Origin of the sequence: Thiohalophilus sp., from assembly GCF_046483665.1 — a bacterium.
Classification (GTDB): domain Bacteria; phylum Pseudomonadota; class Gammaproteobacteria; order UBA6429; family Thiohalophilaceae; genus Thiohalophilus.
Genome location: NZ_JAWOCR010000039.1, coordinates 12,846 through 30,283, shown reverse-complemented (window position 1 = coordinate 30,283; position 17,438 = coordinate 12,846). Strand labels below are relative to the sequence as shown.

At 56.8% G+C, this 17,438-nt stretch carries 15 protein-coding genes and 1 riboswitch; of the genes, 3 read left to right on the top strand and 12 right to left on the bottom strand.

What is annotated here, in order from left to right:
- Positions 1–88: 88 nt before the first annotated feature.
- The 5 genes from mutM to R6U90_RS08230 all read right to left on the bottom strand — a co-directional run bounded on the left by mutM (position 89) and on the right by R6U90_RS08230 (position 5,308).
- On the bottom strand, positions 89–904 hold the full coding sequence (gene mutM / locus R6U90_RS08250; RefSeq protein WP_410352199.1) for a bifunctional DNA-formamidopyrimidine glycosylase/DNA-(apurinic or apyrimidinic site) lyase: 816 nt from the start codon (positions 902–904) through the stop codon (positions 89–91).
- 422 nt (positions 905–1,326) lie between these two features.
- Positions 1,327–2,202: a DUF4340 domain-containing protein gene (locus R6U90_RS08245; RefSeq protein ID WP_410352198.1), complete on the bottom strand. Its 876-nt coding sequence runs from the start codon at positions 2,200–2,202 to the stop codon at positions 1,327–1,329.
- Positions 2,202–3,578 carry a GldG family protein gene (locus tag R6U90_RS08240; RefSeq protein WP_410352197.1) on the bottom strand — a complete coding sequence of 459 codons (1,377 nt, stop codon included), beginning with the start codon at positions 3,576–3,578 and terminating at the stop codon, positions 2,202–2,204. The genes R6U90_RS08245 and R6U90_RS08240 overlap by 1 nt, the downstream gene beginning before the upstream one ends.
- An 18-nt stretch (positions 3,579–3,596) precedes the next feature.
- On the bottom strand, positions 3,597–4,358 hold the full coding sequence (locus R6U90_RS08235; RefSeq protein WP_410352196.1) for an ABC transporter permease subunit: 762 nt from the start codon (positions 4,356–4,358) through the stop codon (positions 3,597–3,599).
- A complete protein-coding gene (locus R6U90_RS08230; RefSeq protein WP_410352195.1) occupies positions 4,355–5,308 on the bottom strand; it encodes an ABC transporter ATP-binding protein in 954 nt (317 codons plus the stop codon). Before R6U90_RS08230 ends, R6U90_RS08235 begins: the two co-directional genes overlap by 4 nt.
- 292 nt (positions 5,309–5,600) lie before the next feature.
- On the opposite strand from R6U90_RS08230, the gene R6U90_RS08225 reads away from it, so the two are divergent.
- Positions 5,601–7,613 carry a hydantoinase/oxoprolinase family protein gene (locus R6U90_RS08225; protein ID WP_410352194.1) on the top strand — a complete coding sequence of 671 codons (2,013 nt, stop codon included), beginning with the start codon at positions 5,601–5,603 and terminating at the stop codon, positions 7,611–7,613.
- A gap of 1 nt (position 7,614) precedes the next feature.
- Here the strand turns inward: R6U90_RS08225 and R6U90_RS08220 are convergent, their stop codons facing one another.
- From R6U90_RS08220 to metK, 6 genes are all read right to left on the bottom strand, one after another.
- On the bottom strand, positions 7,615–8,673 hold the full coding sequence (locus R6U90_RS08220) for a succinylglutamate desuccinylase/aspartoacylase family protein (protein WP_410352193.1): 1,059 nt from the start codon (positions 8,671–8,673) through the stop codon (positions 7,615–7,617).
- A 4-nt stretch (positions 8,674–8,677) separates the two neighbouring features.
- Entirely contained in the window at positions 8,678–9,583 is a 906-nt protein-coding gene (rimK, locus tag R6U90_RS08215; RefSeq protein WP_410352192.1) for a 30S ribosomal protein S6--L-glutamate ligase, read from the bottom strand.
- Positions 9,584–9,631: 48 nt separating this feature from the next.
- A complete protein-coding gene (locus R6U90_RS08210) occupies positions 9,632–10,078 on the bottom strand; it encodes an ATP-dependent zinc protease (RefSeq protein ID WP_410352191.1) in 447 nt (148 codons plus the stop codon).
- Positions 10,079–10,279: 201 nt separating this feature from the next.
- On the bottom strand, positions 10,280–11,137 hold the full coding sequence (gene metF, locus R6U90_RS08205; protein WP_410352190.1) for a methylenetetrahydrofolate reductase [NAD(P)H]: 858 nt from the start codon (positions 11,135–11,137) through the stop codon (positions 10,280–10,282).
- An 88-nt stretch (positions 11,138–11,225) separates the two neighbouring features.
- Positions 11,226–12,644 (bottom strand): adenosylhomocysteinase, encoded by a 1,419-nt coding sequence (gene ahcY, locus R6U90_RS08200; protein WP_410352189.1) that lies wholly within the window; start codon positions 12,642–12,644, stop codon positions 11,226–11,228.
- 17 nt (positions 12,645–12,661) lie between these two features.
- Positions 12,662–12,793: riboswitch (S-adenosyl-L-homocysteine riboswitch) on the bottom strand.
- Positions 12,794–12,861: 68 nt separating this feature from the next.
- Positions 12,862–14,022, bottom strand: a complete 1,161-nt coding sequence (metK, locus tag R6U90_RS08195; protein WP_410352188.1) for a methionine adenosyltransferase — start codon at positions 14,020–14,022, stop codon at positions 12,862–12,864.
- 698 nt (positions 14,023–14,720) lie between these two features.
- Between metK and R6U90_RS08190 the strand changes: the two genes are divergently transcribed.
- The gene (locus tag R6U90_RS08190) at positions 14,721–15,539 is read left to right on the top strand and encodes a class I SAM-dependent methyltransferase (RefSeq protein WP_410352187.1); all 819 of its coding nucleotides are present in this window, start codon (positions 14,721–14,723) and stop codon (positions 15,537–15,539) included.
- Positions 15,532–16,374 carry an SAM-dependent methyltransferase gene (locus tag R6U90_RS08185; RefSeq protein WP_410352186.1) on the top strand — a complete coding sequence of 281 codons (843 nt, stop codon included), beginning with the start codon at positions 15,532–15,534 and terminating at the stop codon, positions 16,372–16,374. Before R6U90_RS08190 ends, R6U90_RS08185 begins: the two co-directional genes overlap by 8 nt.
- 182 nt (positions 16,375–16,556) lie before the next feature.
- Here the strand turns inward: R6U90_RS08185 and R6U90_RS08180 are convergent, their stop codons facing one another.
- The gene (locus tag R6U90_RS08180; protein WP_410352185.1) at positions 16,557–17,363 is read right to left on the bottom strand and encodes a phosphate/phosphite/phosphonate ABC transporter substrate-binding protein; all 807 of its coding nucleotides are present in this window, start codon (positions 17,361–17,363) and stop codon (positions 16,557–16,559) included.
- Positions 17,364–17,438 lie beyond the last annotated feature (75 nt).

Below are 17,438 nucleotides of genomic sequence, written 5' to 3'. Positions count from 1 at the left end.
GCTCCGGCGTGTTATTGCTTGAGTCAGGCCGCTGGGTTTATGTTCTGGTATCCGGCGCTCTTTTATTATCTCGCGGCGGAGGAACATCTCAACGCTGGCAACGGCTGCAATAGTAACTGGAGCGCTGGCCAATTATGCGCTGTCGCAGGGCCTGGCCGCACTGATGGCAGGGCTCATGCTCGCGCTCATATACCTGCAGTTGCTGACGAAAATAGCCCGGGTTGCCGTCGCTGGCAGTAAAATCGCGCAAGGTAGTGCCACCCTGGCGGATTGCGGCTGCAAGCACCTGTTTGATCGCTTCGACCAGTTGTTGATAGCGTTCACGGGAAATGCGTCCGGCGGCCCGCTGCGGATGAATCCCGGCCAGAAATAGCGCCTCATTCGCATAGATATTTCCCACCCCGGTGACGATCTTGCTGTCCATCACAAAGGATTTGATCGCCAGCTTGCGTCCGCGCGAACGTTGCCACAGATAATCACCGGTAAAGGCCTCGGATAAAGGTTCCGGACCAAGCGTTTTTAGCAGCTTGTGTTGCAATGGATCTTCCCGGCTCCACAACACGGCGCCGAAACGACGCGGATCGCGCAGCCGCAGGCATTGCTCGTTATCCAGGACGATGTCCAGGTGATCGTGTTTTTCCGGTGGTGTCGTTGCCGGCAGAATACGCAGGCTGCCGGACATGCCCAGGTGCAGGATCAGGGTACCCGTATCCATTCCCAGCAACAGATACTTGCCGCGTCGATCGATGTGCTGGATCGTCTGTCCCTGCAGCAAGGCATTGAGATTGCGCGGTATGGGCCAGCGCAACTGGCGCTGGCGCACGATTACTTCGCGTACCTGGCGTCCCTGTAAATGCGGAGCGATCCCGCGACGGGTGGTTTCAACTTCGGGTAATTCGGGCATGGGGCTTCGGAACAGTCTCGCTTTAAAATTTATAGTATTTCACCACCAAGACACGAAGACACCAAGTAATATTTTCAGGTACTGGATGCCTGAATCGGGCTGTTTGTTGATCAAGTGCCTGTGACTTGAACCATCAGTCATGAAAGTCGCAGGCCGTGCTGATAACAGCCTGTGTGACCCTTTCGCCATGGAAGTTGTATCAGGTAGCGTATCGCGCAACCTAACCTACACAATCTGCGTTCGTTCTTGGTGTCTTTGTGTCTTGGTGGTTAATTTTCAGTCGTAGGTCACGCTGGCGATAGTCTGCGTGACACTTCCTTCCTCCAGGCCAAAGTGCTCAGGCAGCGTGTCGCTCAACCAGAATGAGTGATCGGCAATTTTTCTTGGTGTCTTGGTGTCTTGGTGTCTTGGTGTCCTGGTGGTTAATTTTCAGTTTTCAGTTGCGGTTCGGGAAGTGGCTCGGGGAGTTGTAATAACTGTTGGCGTATCTCGTCGTTGATGACGTAGCGCATTCTGGCATCGTGGCGCAGCAGGCCGGGCTGGCCATCTTTTATCTGGAGCGTGAAGCGAACGGGATTTTCCCTGCCTTGCAGTTGTACTTCAATGTCGGTTTCGGGCAGGCTGTCCTGTGTATAGGGTTCGAGCCGCAATGCCTGGGCGTTGCGCCAGTTAGCGATCAGTTCGGTCAACGCATCGGCGGAATGTTCCGGCTGTGGTGGCCGGGCCTGCCATTGGCCCGCTTCCAGATCGAGACGGAGATCGGGCAATGTCAGCGCAATGATCTTGCCTTCGGGTAGCGGCGCATGGCTGAGATAACCGGTGGCCGGACTGATGGTGTGATAGTAATGGGTATCCGGCAGCAGATAGAGTCGATTGTCGATCCGTACATAGCGCTGTTTGGACAGCGGCTCACTGTCGCCGAACTCAATAACCAGCGAGTCATTATAAGTGAGGCTGGCGCGGGGTTGCTCCAGTCCGTAGCGGGCCGGCTCAAGTTCATCGAGACGGTGCGCGGTATCATACTCGGTCTGTAACAGGCGCAGCAGGGCCTGAACGCGATAGTCATTGGCCGCCAGCTGATAGGGTTGCTGCATATACCAGGTTCCCTGTTCTTTATATACTGTCACCGGTTCCTGAGCTTCCCGTTGCAGCCGAATCCGGTTGACGTTATCCGGCATCAGGTTGGTCAGTTGCGAGGTAACCGGGGTCTCATCTTCGTCCGGGGTATAACTGACCAGCAGCACCAGGACGATGACGGTTACAAGCAGGGCCAGGTTGAGCAGGAGACGGGCGCGCATCAGGGTTTACGCCGTTGCCACCAGATATACAGGCCATAGCCGAGCAACAGTAAGGGCAGTCCGAACAGGAACAGCAGACCAAGTATCGACCAGGTGGTCGAATCCAGGTTCAGATCGGTGTCCGGTGCGGTCCGGGCCGGGATATCAATAAACCGGTCATCATGGCTCAGCCAGTTGATCAGGTTATAGCCCAGATCCTGATTGCCCTGGTTGCCCAGATAGGCATTACTTAGAAAGTCACCGTCGCCCAGCACGGCAATGCGCTGCCCGGCGCTGGCCGGCTCCGTCTCTTCGTCGGCCGGTTCACGACTCAGGGCAATACCAATATTCAGCGGGCCGGCAGTATCTTCGCCGGGGTCATAGTCAATCACGCCATCAAGCGGGCCGGTTTCCGCCCAGCTGCGCGGCACGGTCTGCAGAAACGGAGTTGCCTGAAACTCACTGTCCTGGCGTACTTCGATACCCATGGCGCGCGGGAACAGGGTCATAAAGCGAAAGTCGCGGGTCACCGGATGATCGCTGTCACTGTAATCGGCGACCACGGCAAACGTCGGATCCTCGATCCCCAGCATGCGGGTGGAGGGATCGACAATGGTTCCCTCGACAAACCTCAGGCCCAGCTCCTCCAGCAGAGGCTGCAGACCATATAGCTTGCCGGGGTCGTGTAACCAGAGCAGATTACCGCCCTGGCGCACATACTCACGGATAATGGCCACTTCACCAGGCAGGTAATCGAGTTGTGGGCCAGCGATGATCAGGGCCGCGGTGTCCGTCGGAATTTCGGGGTTATCGCTCAGCTTGAGACTGCTGGTCTTGATGCCCTTGCTGTGCAGATGGCGGGTAAATTGGCCGTAATCATGATTGGCCTGCCCCCGCGGTTGACGTTCACCATGGCCGGAAATAAACACCAGATGTTTTTCGCCGCTGCGCAACAGTTGCTGCAGGGTGTTGGTCAGGCTCTCTTCATTGAGATGGCGTACATGTTCGCTCCGGCCGTTATAGGTGACGACCAGCTCGCCATCGACACTGATATTGTATTCGCGGGTCTTGTCCGGCGCGGTATCGGGGTTGATATAGCGAACACGAATATCGTCCTTGTGTTGCCGGTAACGATCGAGCATGTCGGCAATGTTGCGCCGGGTCGATACCATGTTGCCTGAGCGGGCAAAGGCGATAATCTCGATTGGATCGTCCATGCGCTCCAGCAGTTTGACCGTGGCTTCGGACAGGGTATGACGCCCCGAGGCCGTCCAGTCACTTTCATATTTGTATTGCAGACTGAGCCAGGCGAGCAGGCCAATGACTGCCAGAAACAATACGACAAACAGAATGTTCTGAAGGCGAATCTGTAAGCGACTTCGGGGGGTAACCTGCATACGGATTCCAAACCTGCGTTAGTGTTGCAGCCGGTCGGCATCCAGGCGGCGGATACCGAGGACCAGAAAGACGATAATAAACAGCAGAAAATAGACGATGTCGGCACTGTTGAAGATGCCCTGACTGAGCGATTCGAAATGGCGCAGGAGGGACAGATATTCCAGTAACCCGCTGGTGAGCCCCTCTCCGACCTGGTCGCCGGCCCAGTCGATGATCCACAGCAACAGCAGCACGCCAAATGTGCTGATCGCCGCAATGGTCGGTTGCACGGTCAGGGTGGAGAGAAACAGACCAACGGCGGCAAAACAGGCTACCAGCAAAATCAGCCCCAGCAGCATGGCCAGCAACAGACCGGTATCCAGCGGTCCGCCAAACATCAACGCCAGCGGCATCAGGCTGATCATCAGGCAGGCGAGCAGCAAGAAGCCAAGCAGTCCGAGGTACTTGCCCAGAATGATCTCGGTCATCGACACCGGGGCGCTGAACAACAAGGCAATACTGCGATTACGTCGCTCCTCGCTGATTATACGCATGGTCAACAGGGGCACCACCATCATGAAAATAAAAGCCGCACTGCCATAAACCTGGGCTACCACCAGTTCGGTGGCGCCGGGCGGGGATTCCAGGCTCTGCAGTCGTGGCTGCAGGGTGATAAAATCATTCAATGCAGTCAAAAACAGATAGGCGAGAATAAACTGCATCACCGCGAGAATCGCCCAGGCCAGCGGTGAGAGAAACAGCGTGCGTAATTCCCGTTGCGCGAGGGTCAGGATCATCATGCCGCATTACCCTCCGGCACAGCCTGTTCTGAACTGGTGATATCGACAAAGACCTGTTCCAGCGTCTTGTATTCCGGTCTCAGCTCGAACAAGCCCCAGCCCCGGGCAACCGCCTGTTCGGCGATCGTCTCGGCCGGCGTCTGTTCACTTGCGTGAAACAGGCGGAAGCGGTGATTGTCCAGAGGTTCTACGCCGCTGATCGCGGGCAAGGCGGCCAGCTCGGCTTCGGCCGGCGGCTGGTGCAGTCCCAGGATCAGGCTGCTCGAGTCCATGCGGCGATTGAGATTGTCGATATTATCGCTGAACACCAGCTGGCCCCGATTGATGATCTGGACCCGGTCACAGGTCATCTGCACTTCAGGCAGGATATGGGTAGAGAGAATCACCCCGTGGTCTTCGCCCAGTTCCCGAATCAGGTTTCGAATCTCGCGAATCTGGATAGGATCAAGTCCCACCGTGGGCTCATCCAGCACCACCACCGGCGGTGAATGAATAATCGCCTGGGCAATACCGACCCGCTGCTGATAGCCCTTGGAAAGGTTGTTGATCAGGCGTCGCCCGACCTGCTCCAGACCGCAACGTTGTTTGGCGCGCTCCACTGCCTGGTTCGCCGCGTTACGCCGTATACGGTTGAGTCGGGCACAAAACTGCAGGTATTCGTTCACCGTGAGTTCCCGATACAACGGCGGTTGTTCCGGCAGATAGCCGATCAGGGCCTTGGCCTGTTTGGGATTGTCCAGCAAATCGATCCCGTTGATCAGGATGCGGCCACTGCTCGGGGCAAGATTGCCCGTGAGCATCTGCATGGTCGAGGTTTTGCCGGCCCCGTTGGGTCCGAGAAAACCCAACACCTCGCCACGCGCCAGGTCAAAGCTGACATCATTGACGGCGGTCAACCCGGCATAACGCCGGTAAAGGTGTTTCGCACTGATCAAATTATCATTCGACATGTGGATAAGAGTAACCGGTATTATTATTCGGTATCGGAACTGGTATAGGAACTGGCCTGAAATTATAAGCTTCTGTGCCGTGCTGACAAGCCCGCATTGACGCTTTGGCCAAACAATTCACGTTTACTTTGACTGGCATTGCCATCGTTGGTTCAACCTGTACCTGAAACCGTGACAGCAAACCTTCGGGAGTGTTATCTGCAAAGATCCGAATGCGCGGGTAGCCGGCTCGCGTTGAAAACGATGTATGGGGCAAAATCATGACGCGGCGTGATTGTGACAGGATGTTACAATGACATACAAACCTGGACGGGGCTGTTTATCCATGAGCGTCATACTCGGCGTCGACACCGGCGGAACGTTTACCGATTTTGTGCTGGTTCGGGACGGCGCCATCACCACGCACAAGGTGTTATCGACACCGGCCGCACCCGAGCAGGCGATCCTGCAGGGCGTGCGGGATCTGCAACTGGATCAACTGCCGCCCGGGACGCTCTTTTATATGGTGCATGGCTCCACCGTGGCAACCAACGCCGTGCTCGAAGGCAAGACGGCGCGCACGGTGTTTATTACCAATCACGGCCTGGGCGATATGCTGGCGATTGGTCGTCAGAACCGCCGTGAACTGTATAACCTGCAACCGGCGGCGGTCGCACCGCCGGTCGCCCGGGAGCTGTGTCTGGAGACCGGCGGTCGGCTGGCGGCCGACGGGGCGATCATCGAGCCGCTGACCGAAACCGATCTGCAACAGTTACGGGACGCCGTCGAACGCCTGCAACCGGAGGCGGTGGCCATCAATTTGTTGTTTTCCTATCTCGATGCTGGGTTTGAAAAGCAGATCGAGGCGGCGCTGCCGTCGGAGCTGTTTATTTCCCGTTCCTCCCGCATCCTGCCGGAATATAAAGAGTATGAACGCGGCATGACCACCTGGCTGAATGCCGCGGTCGGGCCGCGGGTCCGGGGGTATTTACAGCGCCTGCAACAGGGCGTCCCGCACGCCTGTATCACGGTCATGCAAAGTTCCGGCGGCACCATCGCTGCCGAGCAGGCCGGCGAGGAGGCGGTGCACATGTTGCTCTCCGGCCCCGCCGGGGGCCTGGCGGCGGCGCGCTATATGGGCGAGCAGGTGGGCCAGTCGCGCCTGCTGACTTTCGATATGGGCGGGACCTCCACCGATGTGGCGCTGATCGACGGCGAGCTCCAGCTGACCAGCGAAGGCCGCATTCGCGATTACCCTGTGGCCGTGCCAATGGTAGACATGCATACCATCGGCGCGGGTGGCGGCTCACTGGCCAGCGTCGATGCCGGCGGATTACTGCAGGTGGGGCCCGAATCGGCCGGGGCCGCGCCCGGCCCCGCCTGTTACGGCCAGGGGGGCACCCGACCCACGGTGACCGATGCCAACCTGGTACTGGGCCGCCTGCGTCCCGGCGCCTTTCTGGGCGGCAACATGTCGCTGGATGTGGCGGCGGCCCGGGCGGCGGTCGAAGCGATCGCCGATCAGCTCGGCCTCGCCATCGACGAGGCGGCGCAGGGGATCGTCCGGCTGGCCAACGAACATATGGCCCATGCCCTGCGGGTGATGTCTGTGCAGCGCGGGGTCGACCCGCGTGAGCTGGCACTGGTCTCGTTCGGCGGTGCCGGCGGGCTGCATGTCTGTGCCCTGGCCGAGACGCTGAATATGCCCCGGGCGATCGTACCGGTCTATGCCGGCGTGTTATCGGCACTGGGGATGCTGGTGGCGCCGCGGGCCCGCCAGCTGTCGCAGACCCTGGGCCAGTTACTCGACACGCTGGACGATCAGGCTGTGACGGATCAATTACAGCCGCTGATTGAGGCGGGGCTCGCCGCCATGCAGGAAGAAGGGGTGGCGCGGGACGAGATCATGATTCAGCCCAGCCTGGACCTGCGTTACCAGGGCCAGTCCTATTATCTGAGTGTCCCCTGGCAGGACCGCCGGCAGGCCAGGGCGGATTTTCACCGCCTGCATGAACAACGCTACGGACACCGGCTCGACCTGCCGGTAGAGGTGGTGAATCTGCGGGTTGGCCTGCAGCGACCGTCGCAGGCGCTTACCCTGCAGGCCGTGAAGGCCACAGAGGAGGATACCGGGCCATCTGAAACGATTAATTTACCAGAGGTTGATCAGCCGGTACCGGTGTATGCGCGGGAGGCGTTGCCGGTCGGGCAGATCCTGCAAGGGCCGGCACTGATCACCGAGACCGTCTCAACCACCTATCTGGCCCCGCACTGGCAGGCCGAGGTACATGTCACGGGCTGTCTGCTGCTGACTTTCCGGGACTGAGTCAGACAATTGGCGGTTCGGTCTCGGGCGGCGAGTCGGGACGGGTGTCGGGCTGATGCTGTTCGGTGAATTCCTCGACCCTGGCGGTAACGGCCTCCAGCTTGCGATAGCGGGCAAGGTGGAACAACGCATCCCCTTCGTTGGCCAGGGGCAGGTTGGTGCGGCCGATGACAATGCCGTCGCAGGGGGCGTGAATTTCGATCTCGTGTTCGCCAAAGGGATCGGAAAGAATGCCCAGTAACTGATCTTTTTCCACGCTGCCGCCCAGCGGCACGATCGCCCGCAGGATGCCCCCGGCCGGCGCCCGCACCCAGCTGCTGGCGCGGGCATATAACGGTTTATGCTCGCGTTTGGCCTTGCGCCGGGAGGCGGGCAGCATGTTCAGATGCCGCATCACATTGACGATCCCCTTGAGGCCGGCACGAATACCGACCTCGTCAAAGCGCAACGCCTCACCCGCTTCATACAGTAACATCGGGATACCGTATTCGGCGGCGGCCTCGCGCAGGGAGTTGTCGCGCAGGTCGGCATTGAGAATGACCGGTACTCCGAAGATATGGGCCAGATCGGCGGTCCGGGGATCATCGATGTTGGCGCGAATTTGCGGCAGGTTACTGCGGTGGATCGCCCCGGTATGCAGATCGATGCCGTGCGTGCTTTGTTCGACGATTTCGCTCATGAACTGGTGCGCCACGCGCGCCGCCAGTGAGCCCTGTTCGTAACCGGGAAAGCTGCGGTTGAGATCGCGCCGGTCGGGGAGATAACGGGACTGCTGGATAAAACCGTAAACATTGACGATGGGGATCGCAAACAGGGTGCCGCTCAAACGTTTCAGTGCCGGCAGGTTGAGCAGGCGGCGAATGATTTCCACCCCGTTGAGTTCATCGCCGTGGATCGCAGCGCTGACAAACAGCGCCGGGCCCGGTTTTTTGCCCCGGATTACCTGCACCGGCATGGCCACCTGGGAATGGGTATAGAGTCGCGCCACCGGCAAATCGAGGGTGACACGGGAATTGCGCGGAATTTGGCTACCGTTGACCGAAATGATATCCGGATCCATGGGCTCAGCCCTTGCCCCGGGTCTTGGTTTTGTGGGGCTGGGCCGACTTGCTGATGAAATCAATGATTTGACCGGCGACATCCTTGTTGGTCGCCGCCTCGATGCCCTCCAGCCCCGGCGAGGAATTGACCTCCATGATGACCGGGCCGTGGTTGGAACGCAGGATGTCGACACCGGCCACGTTCAGTCCCATGGTGCGGGCCGCGCGTACGGCGGTAGAGCGTTCCTCCGGGGTCAGTTTGATCACCCTGGCCGAACCACCGCGATGCAGGTTGGAGCGAAACTCACCTTCTTTAGCCGTGCGCATCATGGCGGCCACGACTTTGTCGCCAATCACCAGAGCACGAATGTCCGAGCCGCCGGCTTCCTTGATGAACTCCTGCACCAGGAAGTTGGCATTGAGTTCGCGAAAGGCATCGATCACACTTTCGGCGGCTTTTTTGGTTTCGGCCAGAACGACCCCTTTGCCCTGGGTGCCTTCCAGCAGTTTGACCACCAGTGGCGCCCCGCCGACCAGTTTGATCAGACTGTCGGTATCATCCACATCGTGGGCAAAGCCGGTCACCGGCAGGCCCACACCCTTGCGGGCCAGCAGTTGCAGGGAGCGCAATTTGTCACGCGAGCGACCGATGGCGACCGATTCATTCAGGGGATAGACGCCCATCATCTCGAACTGGCGCAATACCGCCGTGCCATAAAAAGTGATAGAGGCACCGATGCGGGGAATCACAGCGTCAAATCCACCGAGCAGTTCGCCCCGGTAATAAATCGAGGGACGCATGCTGGTAATATCCATATAACACTTGAGTGGATTAATCACGCTCACTTCATGGTCGCGTTCCCTGGCGGCCTCGGCCAGGCGTCGGCTGGAATAGAGTTTTGCGTTCCGTGACAAGATCGCAATTTTCATACGGACTCCGTGATTGTATGAGGTAACAAATCGTTAGTGTAACTGGTCTTAGTGGTCGGGCCTATGACCGATCAGATAAGAAGCACGAGGGTCGATCAGAAAACGACCGGCCATGGCGGTGCGCCCGAGCAGCATACGAAAGCGCATGCTGTCCCGGTTGGTCAGGGTCATCTCGATTTCCCAACACAGGTCACCCAGGCAGGCCTCGGTGATGATCACAAAACGGAATTCCCGGTGTCCTCCCGAATCGGTGACCGAGCGCTCGTCCAGTACCGGACAGCGGCACTCGACGATCGGCTGAGGTTGATGTTGTACCGGATGTACCTTGAAGTGAACCATGCGCATGCCTTTGTCGCTATACGGTTCCAGATCAAATGTGTGCAGGGCGGAAGTGCGGGCGCCGGTGTCGATCTTGGCTTTGATGTACTCGATGCCCAGCTGCGGAAGCCGGACCCATTCACGCCAGCCGATAATCTGCGCTGTTTTGTCGGACATGAAAATTGTTGTTGCTCTGTAATATGCGGGACGACTTCACTATGCCGACCTCTTGCATGAGGGTCAAGCGGGGGGCTTTCAGGGCACCGAAGGTATTTGGGGTAACGATACAGCTTCACAGAGAAAAAAAGAAACGGCACATCCCTGTGCCGTTGGCAGCCATCCGGGAAAGACGGATGATAGGGTATCCCGGGATTAAACTCAGGACTGCTGGATACCAAGATTACGCCAGATGGCCAATGTTGGCGCGGACTGGTTCATGCAGTAGAAATGCAGTCCGGGCGCACCTGCTTCAAGCAGGGTATGGCAAATATCAGTGATGACTTCCTCACCGAACTGTTTGATGGATTCCTTGTCGTCGCCAAAGTCTTCCAGGCGCTTGCGAATCCAGCGCGGGATATCGGCGCCACACATTTCGGAGAAACGGGACAACTGTTTGTAATTAGTGATTGGCATGATGCCGGGAATGATCGGCAGGTCGACGTTCATTCGCTCGCACTCGTCGATAAACCGGAAATAGGCGTCCGGGTTAAAGAAGTACTGGGTAATAGCGGTATCGGCGCCGGCTTCCACCTTACGTTTGAAGTTTCTCAGATCATCCGAGGCAGACGGTGCCTGGGGATGAATTTCCGGATAGGCGGCCACTTCGAGTTCGAAGTAATCACCGGTTTCCTCGCGAATGAACTCGACCAGTTCATTGGCATAACGGAGTTCGCCGGGACCACGCATGCCCGAGGGCATATCACCACGCAGTGCCACGATACGCTTGATGCCGTTTTCCTTGTAACCGCTCAACAGCTCCCGCAGGCCGTCCTTGGTTGTACCAATGCAGGACAGATGCGGCGCAGCATCATCCCCGGATTTCTGGATCTCAGCGACGGTGTCGAACGTCCCTTGCTGGGTACTGCCGCCGGCACCAAAGGTGACCGAGTAATAACGCGGCTGCATGCCTTTGTTCAGATTCTTGCGAACCTTGCGCAGTTTCTCCGCGCCTTCTTCCGATTTGGGCGGGAAAAACTCCACACTGTAAACGGGTGAGTATTTCTTTTGTGATTCCATAGGCTCCAGTTAACGAGATAAAAAAGGACGGAGACGAAGTTGATGTTCTAACTCCGTCATCCGTCCCCGGTCACTCGTCCCTTAGTGTTTAGTAACGATAATGGTCAGATTTGTACGGACCTTCAACCGGGACACCGAGGTAGTCGGCCTGTTCCTGACTCAGCTTGGTCAGCTTGGCGCCGATCTTGCCAATGTGCAGGGCGGCAACTTCTTCGTCCAGTTTCTTCGGCAGTACATATACGCCAAGCGGATAGTTTTCCGGCTTGGTGAACATTTCGATCTGGGCAACCACCTGGTTAGTAAAGGAGTTGGACATCACGAAGCTCGGATGGCCGGTACCACAACCCAGGTTCACCAGACGACCTTCGGCCAGCAGGGTGATGCGTTTGCCATCGGGGAAAACGATCTGGTCGACCTGCGGCTTGATGTTGATCCACTCATACTTGCGCAGACTTTCGACCTGGATTTCATTGTCGAAGTGACCGATGTTGCTAACGATGGCCTGGTCTTTCATGGCCGCCATGTGGTCGTGGGTGATGACGTCTTTGTTGCCGGTAGTGGTAACAAAAATGTCGGCCTGGCTAACCGCTTCGTCGAGCGTGACAACACGGTAACCTTCCATTGCGGCCTGCAGGGCGCAAATCGGGTCGATTTCCGTAATCCAGACGTTGGCTCCGAGACCGCGCAGTGACTGAGCGGAACCTTTGCCGACATCACCATAACCACAGACGACGGCAATTTTACCGGCGATCATGACGTCGGTGGCACGCTTGATAGAGTCAACCAGCGATTCACGGCAGCCATACAGGTTATCGAACTTGGACTTGGTAACCGAGTCGTTGACATTCATGCCGGGGAACAGCAGTTCACCATTGTTGAACATCTGGTACAGGCGATGAACACCGGTCGTGGTTTCTTCGGTAACACCCTTGATGGACTCGGACATCTTGGTCCACATGCCCTTGTTCTTTTCGAGGTTGCGCTGCAGTACACCCAGTACGGCACGGAACTCTTCGTTGGTTTCCTTGGCGGGGTCCGGCACAGCACCGGCTTTTTCGAATTCGACACCCTTGTGAACCAGCAGCGTGGCGTCGCCGCCGTCGTCCAGGATCATGTTCGGCAGTTCGCCGTTGGGCCAGGTCAGTACCTGCTCGGTACACCACCAGTACTCTTCCAGGGTTTCACCCTTCCAGGCATAAACCGGGATGCCCCGGGCAGCGATAGCCGCAGCGGCGTGGTCCTGAGTGGAGAAAATGTTGCAGGAAGCCCAGCGTACATCGGCACCCAGTTCCACCAGGGTTTCGATCAGTACGGCAGTCTGGATGGTCATGTGCAGGGAACCGGTAATGCGGGCACCCTTGAGCGGCTTGTCCTTGCCGTATTTTTCGCGCAGGGCCATCAGGCCGGGCATTTCGGTTTCGGCGATATCCATCTCCTTGCGGCCAAATTCCGCAAGGCCGATGTCCGCGACTTTATAATCTGTAAAGTCTTTGGGAACAGCGTTCATGTTGTAGCTCCGTATATATACGGTGAGCGCCGTTGTTTATTTAGACTGGGTGGTCTGAGCCTGACCCCGCTACTCAATCCTGTCTCATCAACACGCCTGACGTGTGACAAAACGGATTGAGTAGCGTGGCTGCAGCGCTCCTCAGAGCCCCAGTGAATTCTTGCTGATTACGTTATAAAGAGAGGAGGTCAAAACCTCCTCTGCAAATCACATTTTATTAAATGCCGGCTGCTTTTTTCAGTTCTTCAGCCTTGTCGGTTTTCTCCCAGGGCAGATCCAGGTCTTCGCGACCGAAGTGACCATGGGCTGCAGTGGGGGCGTACATCGGGCGCAGCAGGTTGAGCATTTTCACCAGGCCACCGGCACGCAGATCGAAATGTTCGCGAACCAGTTCCTCGATGCGCTCCTCGGAAACCTTGCCGGTACCGAAGGTGTCAACCGAAATAGAGGTCGGCTCGGCCACGCCGATGGCGTAGGAAACCTGGATTTCACAGCGCTTGGACAGGCCTGCGGCAACAATGTTCTTGGCCACATAACGACAGGCATAGGCGGCGGAACGGTCCACCTTGGACGGATCCTTGCCGGAGAAGGCGCCACCACCGTGACGACCCATACCACCGTAGGTGTCCACGATGATCTTGCGGCCGGTAAGACCACAGTCACCTACCGGGCCACCGATAACAAAACGGCCGGTCGGATTGATGTGGAATTTGGTGTCCTTGGTGATCCAGCTTTCAGGCAGTACCGGTTTGATGATTTCATCCATCACGGCATCCTGCAGGGTCTTGAGATCGATTTCCGGGTTATGCTGGGTCGACAGTACAACGGCGTCAACACCCACCGGTTCGCCCTTGTCATAGCGGAAGCTGACCTGGCTCTTGGCATCCGGGCGCAACCACGGCAGGGTGCCATTCTTGCGAACTTCAGCCTGACGGCGTACCAGGCGATGCGCGTAGGTGATCGGCGCGGGCATCAGCACGTCGGTTTCATCGGCGGCATAACCGAACATCAGGCCCTGGTCACCGGCGCCCTGTTCCTTGTCGTCGCCTTCATCCACGCCCATGGCGATATCGGGAGACTGCTTGTCCAGGGCAACCAGCACGGCGCAGGTTTCCCAGTCAAAACCCATGTCAGAGCTGTTGTAGCCGATTTCCTTGACGCGTTCGCGCACGACGGTCGGCATATCAATCTGGGCCGTGGTGGTGATTTCACCTGACAGGATAACCATGCCGGTATTGATCATGGTTTCACAGGCAACACGGGATTTGGGATCCTGCTCCAGCAGTGCATCGAGAATGGAGTCGGAAATCTGGTCAGCAACCTTGTCCGGATGACCCTCGGAAACTGATTCAGAGGTAAAGATATATTTCTCAGCCATTAAAGTCCTCTCTTTCTTTCTATAAGTTTTATTCGCCGATACATGTGGCGCAGAGTCGCCGTATACGGCATGGTATCGCTAAAGTTACAACTCAAAATTCGCAGACGCTTTCGTGAATATCGAAAGCTAGGGCGGGTTAGTCTGGAGTATTTATTCAACCCTGATTAGTAATCATTAATATAATGCCAGAAAATGGCTTCAGATTAAAGGGCACTTCCCCTACATATAACAATAGTATTAATGTTACCTAATGTATCTATAAGTAGTTGTTTATAATTATCGCTCCGCAAAAAATTTATCAATCGTCGAAAATAGGCTAATTTCCCGGAAAATCAGGCTATTTTTACTGAGTTATGAAAGTCACCCGGGAATAAATCAGGGAAAACACTGGCGTTTTTTGTTCAGCACGGTAAGATATAGGGATTACACAAACACGGGTCCTCATCCCGTCAGTGAATACTTCAAGCAAGTTTCTGTCGGTGACTATCAAACGTGGTTTACGATAATATCGTAAATACGCTCAATCTGACGAGCCAGACTCGTATCTATTAGCAACAGAGCGCAAGTTCTGAAACAACTGGAATTAAACTGCCCTCGCATTATCGTGGCAACCAGGTTGTACACAGGATACGACTATAACTGTCTGGCTCATGAGGGGCCCGTTTTCTCTACATCTAGAGCAAGATAAGGAAAACGACGTGACCCAAGAAAAGAAAACGCAAGATTTTGGTGAAAATCCGCTGGACGTTCGCCATACGGATCATTACAAAGACGAATATGTCTCCGGCTTCGTAGACAAGTGGGATGAACTGATTGACTGGGACGGCCGCGCCAGCAGTGAAGGTGATTTTTTCATTAAACTGTTGAAGGAGCACGGCGCCAGGAAGGTACTGGATGTGGCGGCGGGAACCGGCTTTCACTCGGTACGCCTGCTGGAAAGTGGCTTTGAAGTTACCAGTGCTGACGGGAGCCCCGAGATGCTGGCCAAGGCTTTTGAGAATGGCCGCAAACGCGGACATATTCTGCGTACCGTCCATGCCGACTGGCGCTTTTTGAACAAGTCAGTCCATGACCTGTACGACGCCGTTATCTGTCTGGGTAACTCCTTTACCCATTTGCATAGCGATAAAGATCGTCGCAAGACTCTGGCCGAATTTTACGCCACGCTGCGTCACGACGGTATCCTGATTCTGGATCAGCGCAACTATGACGCACTGCTGGATCATCAGGTGCAGCCAACGCATAACTACTATTATTGTGGTGATAATGTAAAGGCGAGTCCCGAGCATATTGACGAGTCTCTGGCCCGCTTCCGCTACGAATTCCCGGACAAGTCCACGTTCCACCTCAATATGTTCCCGCTACGCAAGGAATATGTGCGCAAACTGATGCGTGAAGTCGGCTTCCAGAAAGTGACGACCTACGGCGACTTCAAGGAAACCTACCGTGAAGCCGAGCCGGATTTCTTCATTCACGTAGCCGAAAAACGCTACATCGAAGGGGAGAATAATGAGTAAGAGCTATTCCGATGTCGTAGAAACGGCCCGCGATTACTATAACAGCGAGGATGCCGATAATTTCTATTTCCACGTCTGGGGTGGCGAAGACATTCATATCGGGCTCTATGAGTCTGGTGACGAGCCGATCCGCGATGCCAGCCTGCGCACGGTCGAGTACATCGCGTCCAGGCTTCAAGTCAAGCTGGATGCCGATAAAACCGTGCTCGACATGGGCGCCGGTTATGGCGGTGTCGCCCGTTACCTGGCCAGGAACTATGGCTGCAAGGTTGTCGCCCTGAATCTGAGCGAACGGGAGAATGAGCGCGATCGCCAGATGAACAAGGAGCAGGGTCTGGATCATCTGATCGAAGTCTGGGACGGCAGCTTCGAATCCGTCGCTGCTGACGATGCCAGTTTTGACGTGGTCTGGTCACAGGATTCCATCCTGCACAGCAGCGAGCGGGCCAAAGTGATCGCCGAAGCCGCGCGGGTACTCAAGCCCGGCGGCGAGCTGATTATGACCGACCCCATGCAGGTTGATGACTGTCCCGAGGGCGTGTTGCAGCCGGTCTACGACCGGATTCACCTGCCGTCACTGGGTTCCATCGAGTTCTACCGTGAGGCGGCCAAACAGAACGGGCTGGAAGAGATCGAAGTGGAAGAGATGACCGAAAACCTGGTCAAGCACTACGGTCGGGTCCGTCGTGAGCTGGAAGAAAATCGCGACAGCATTACCGACAAGGTCTCCGATGCCTATATTGATCGCATGATCACCGGCCTGGGACACTGGGTCGATGCCGGCAGCAAGGGCTATCTACGCTGGGGAATTCTCCATTTCCGCAAGCCGGCGTAAGTGCCAGTAACTAGTCGCTAGCTGCTAGTGACTAGTAACCCCGGCTAGTAGGCCAGGTTGCGCGCAGCGCTACCTGACATTCTCCGTATTGGCAGGGGTGTCACGCAGGCTAACGCCAGCGTGACCTACAGGGTTAGCCTGAATATTGGTCAATGCCAGCGACGGGTCGCCAGTGCTGGCGACTAGTAACCCCAGACCCCCTGGAGCAGGGCGGCGTAGGGTCGGTAGAGGTCGTTGTCGGCCGCTTCGAAGCCGCTGATATTCACTTTCTCCAGCATGGCCTGACCGGTCTCGTTCTGGTGTGCTTCGAGCAGGGCGCGCTGGATCTGGCGACGGAGCTCGTCCGGCAGCTCGGGTGAAGCGGAGACCGCCAGATGCGGGACCGGTTCGGTCGTGGTGACGGTGTTGACCGTGGTATCGCCACTGATCATCGGTGTCGGAACCAGGGCGGCCTCGGCGTGACCCGCCCTGAGTCGTTGCAGCGCTTGTTCAAAGTTCGGCTCACTGATCGTGTTCGGCTGACGCATCTGGTTGGGAAATATTCTGGCCAGCTCGACGCCGCTCAGGCTGGGCGAGGCCGGTGTGACCACCCGCTTGCCGATTAGCTCGTCCGGTTCGAACAACAGCAGATCCTCATTGGTAATCAGACTGAAACTGAGGGTATCGCGGATTTTGGCGAGTACCTGATAGTTGGCTTTGCGAACCCGGTAGCCGGTAAAATGGGGCGGATCCAGCACCAGGTCGGTCGGCTTGCGGCGCATGGCCTCCCAGTAGGCCACAAAATTGTGGTGAGCGACGATCCGGAACTGATGGCCCGTGCGGTCACTTAAGTATTCGCTCAGTGGCCGGTAGAAGGTTTTGGTTTCGGCCCGGGACATGATGGGCTGGATGCCCAGCGTATAGGTCTCGGAGTGGGCTGGCGGAACGTTCAGTAACAGTAACAGGGTGGTGACAACAGCGATCTGTCGACAACAGGTGACAGGGTGCATACAAACCTCCTGAACAGCAACGTATGACAACAAGCCGGACGCGCAGGGGTTCGCTCGAATGAGTTTGTTTTCGGG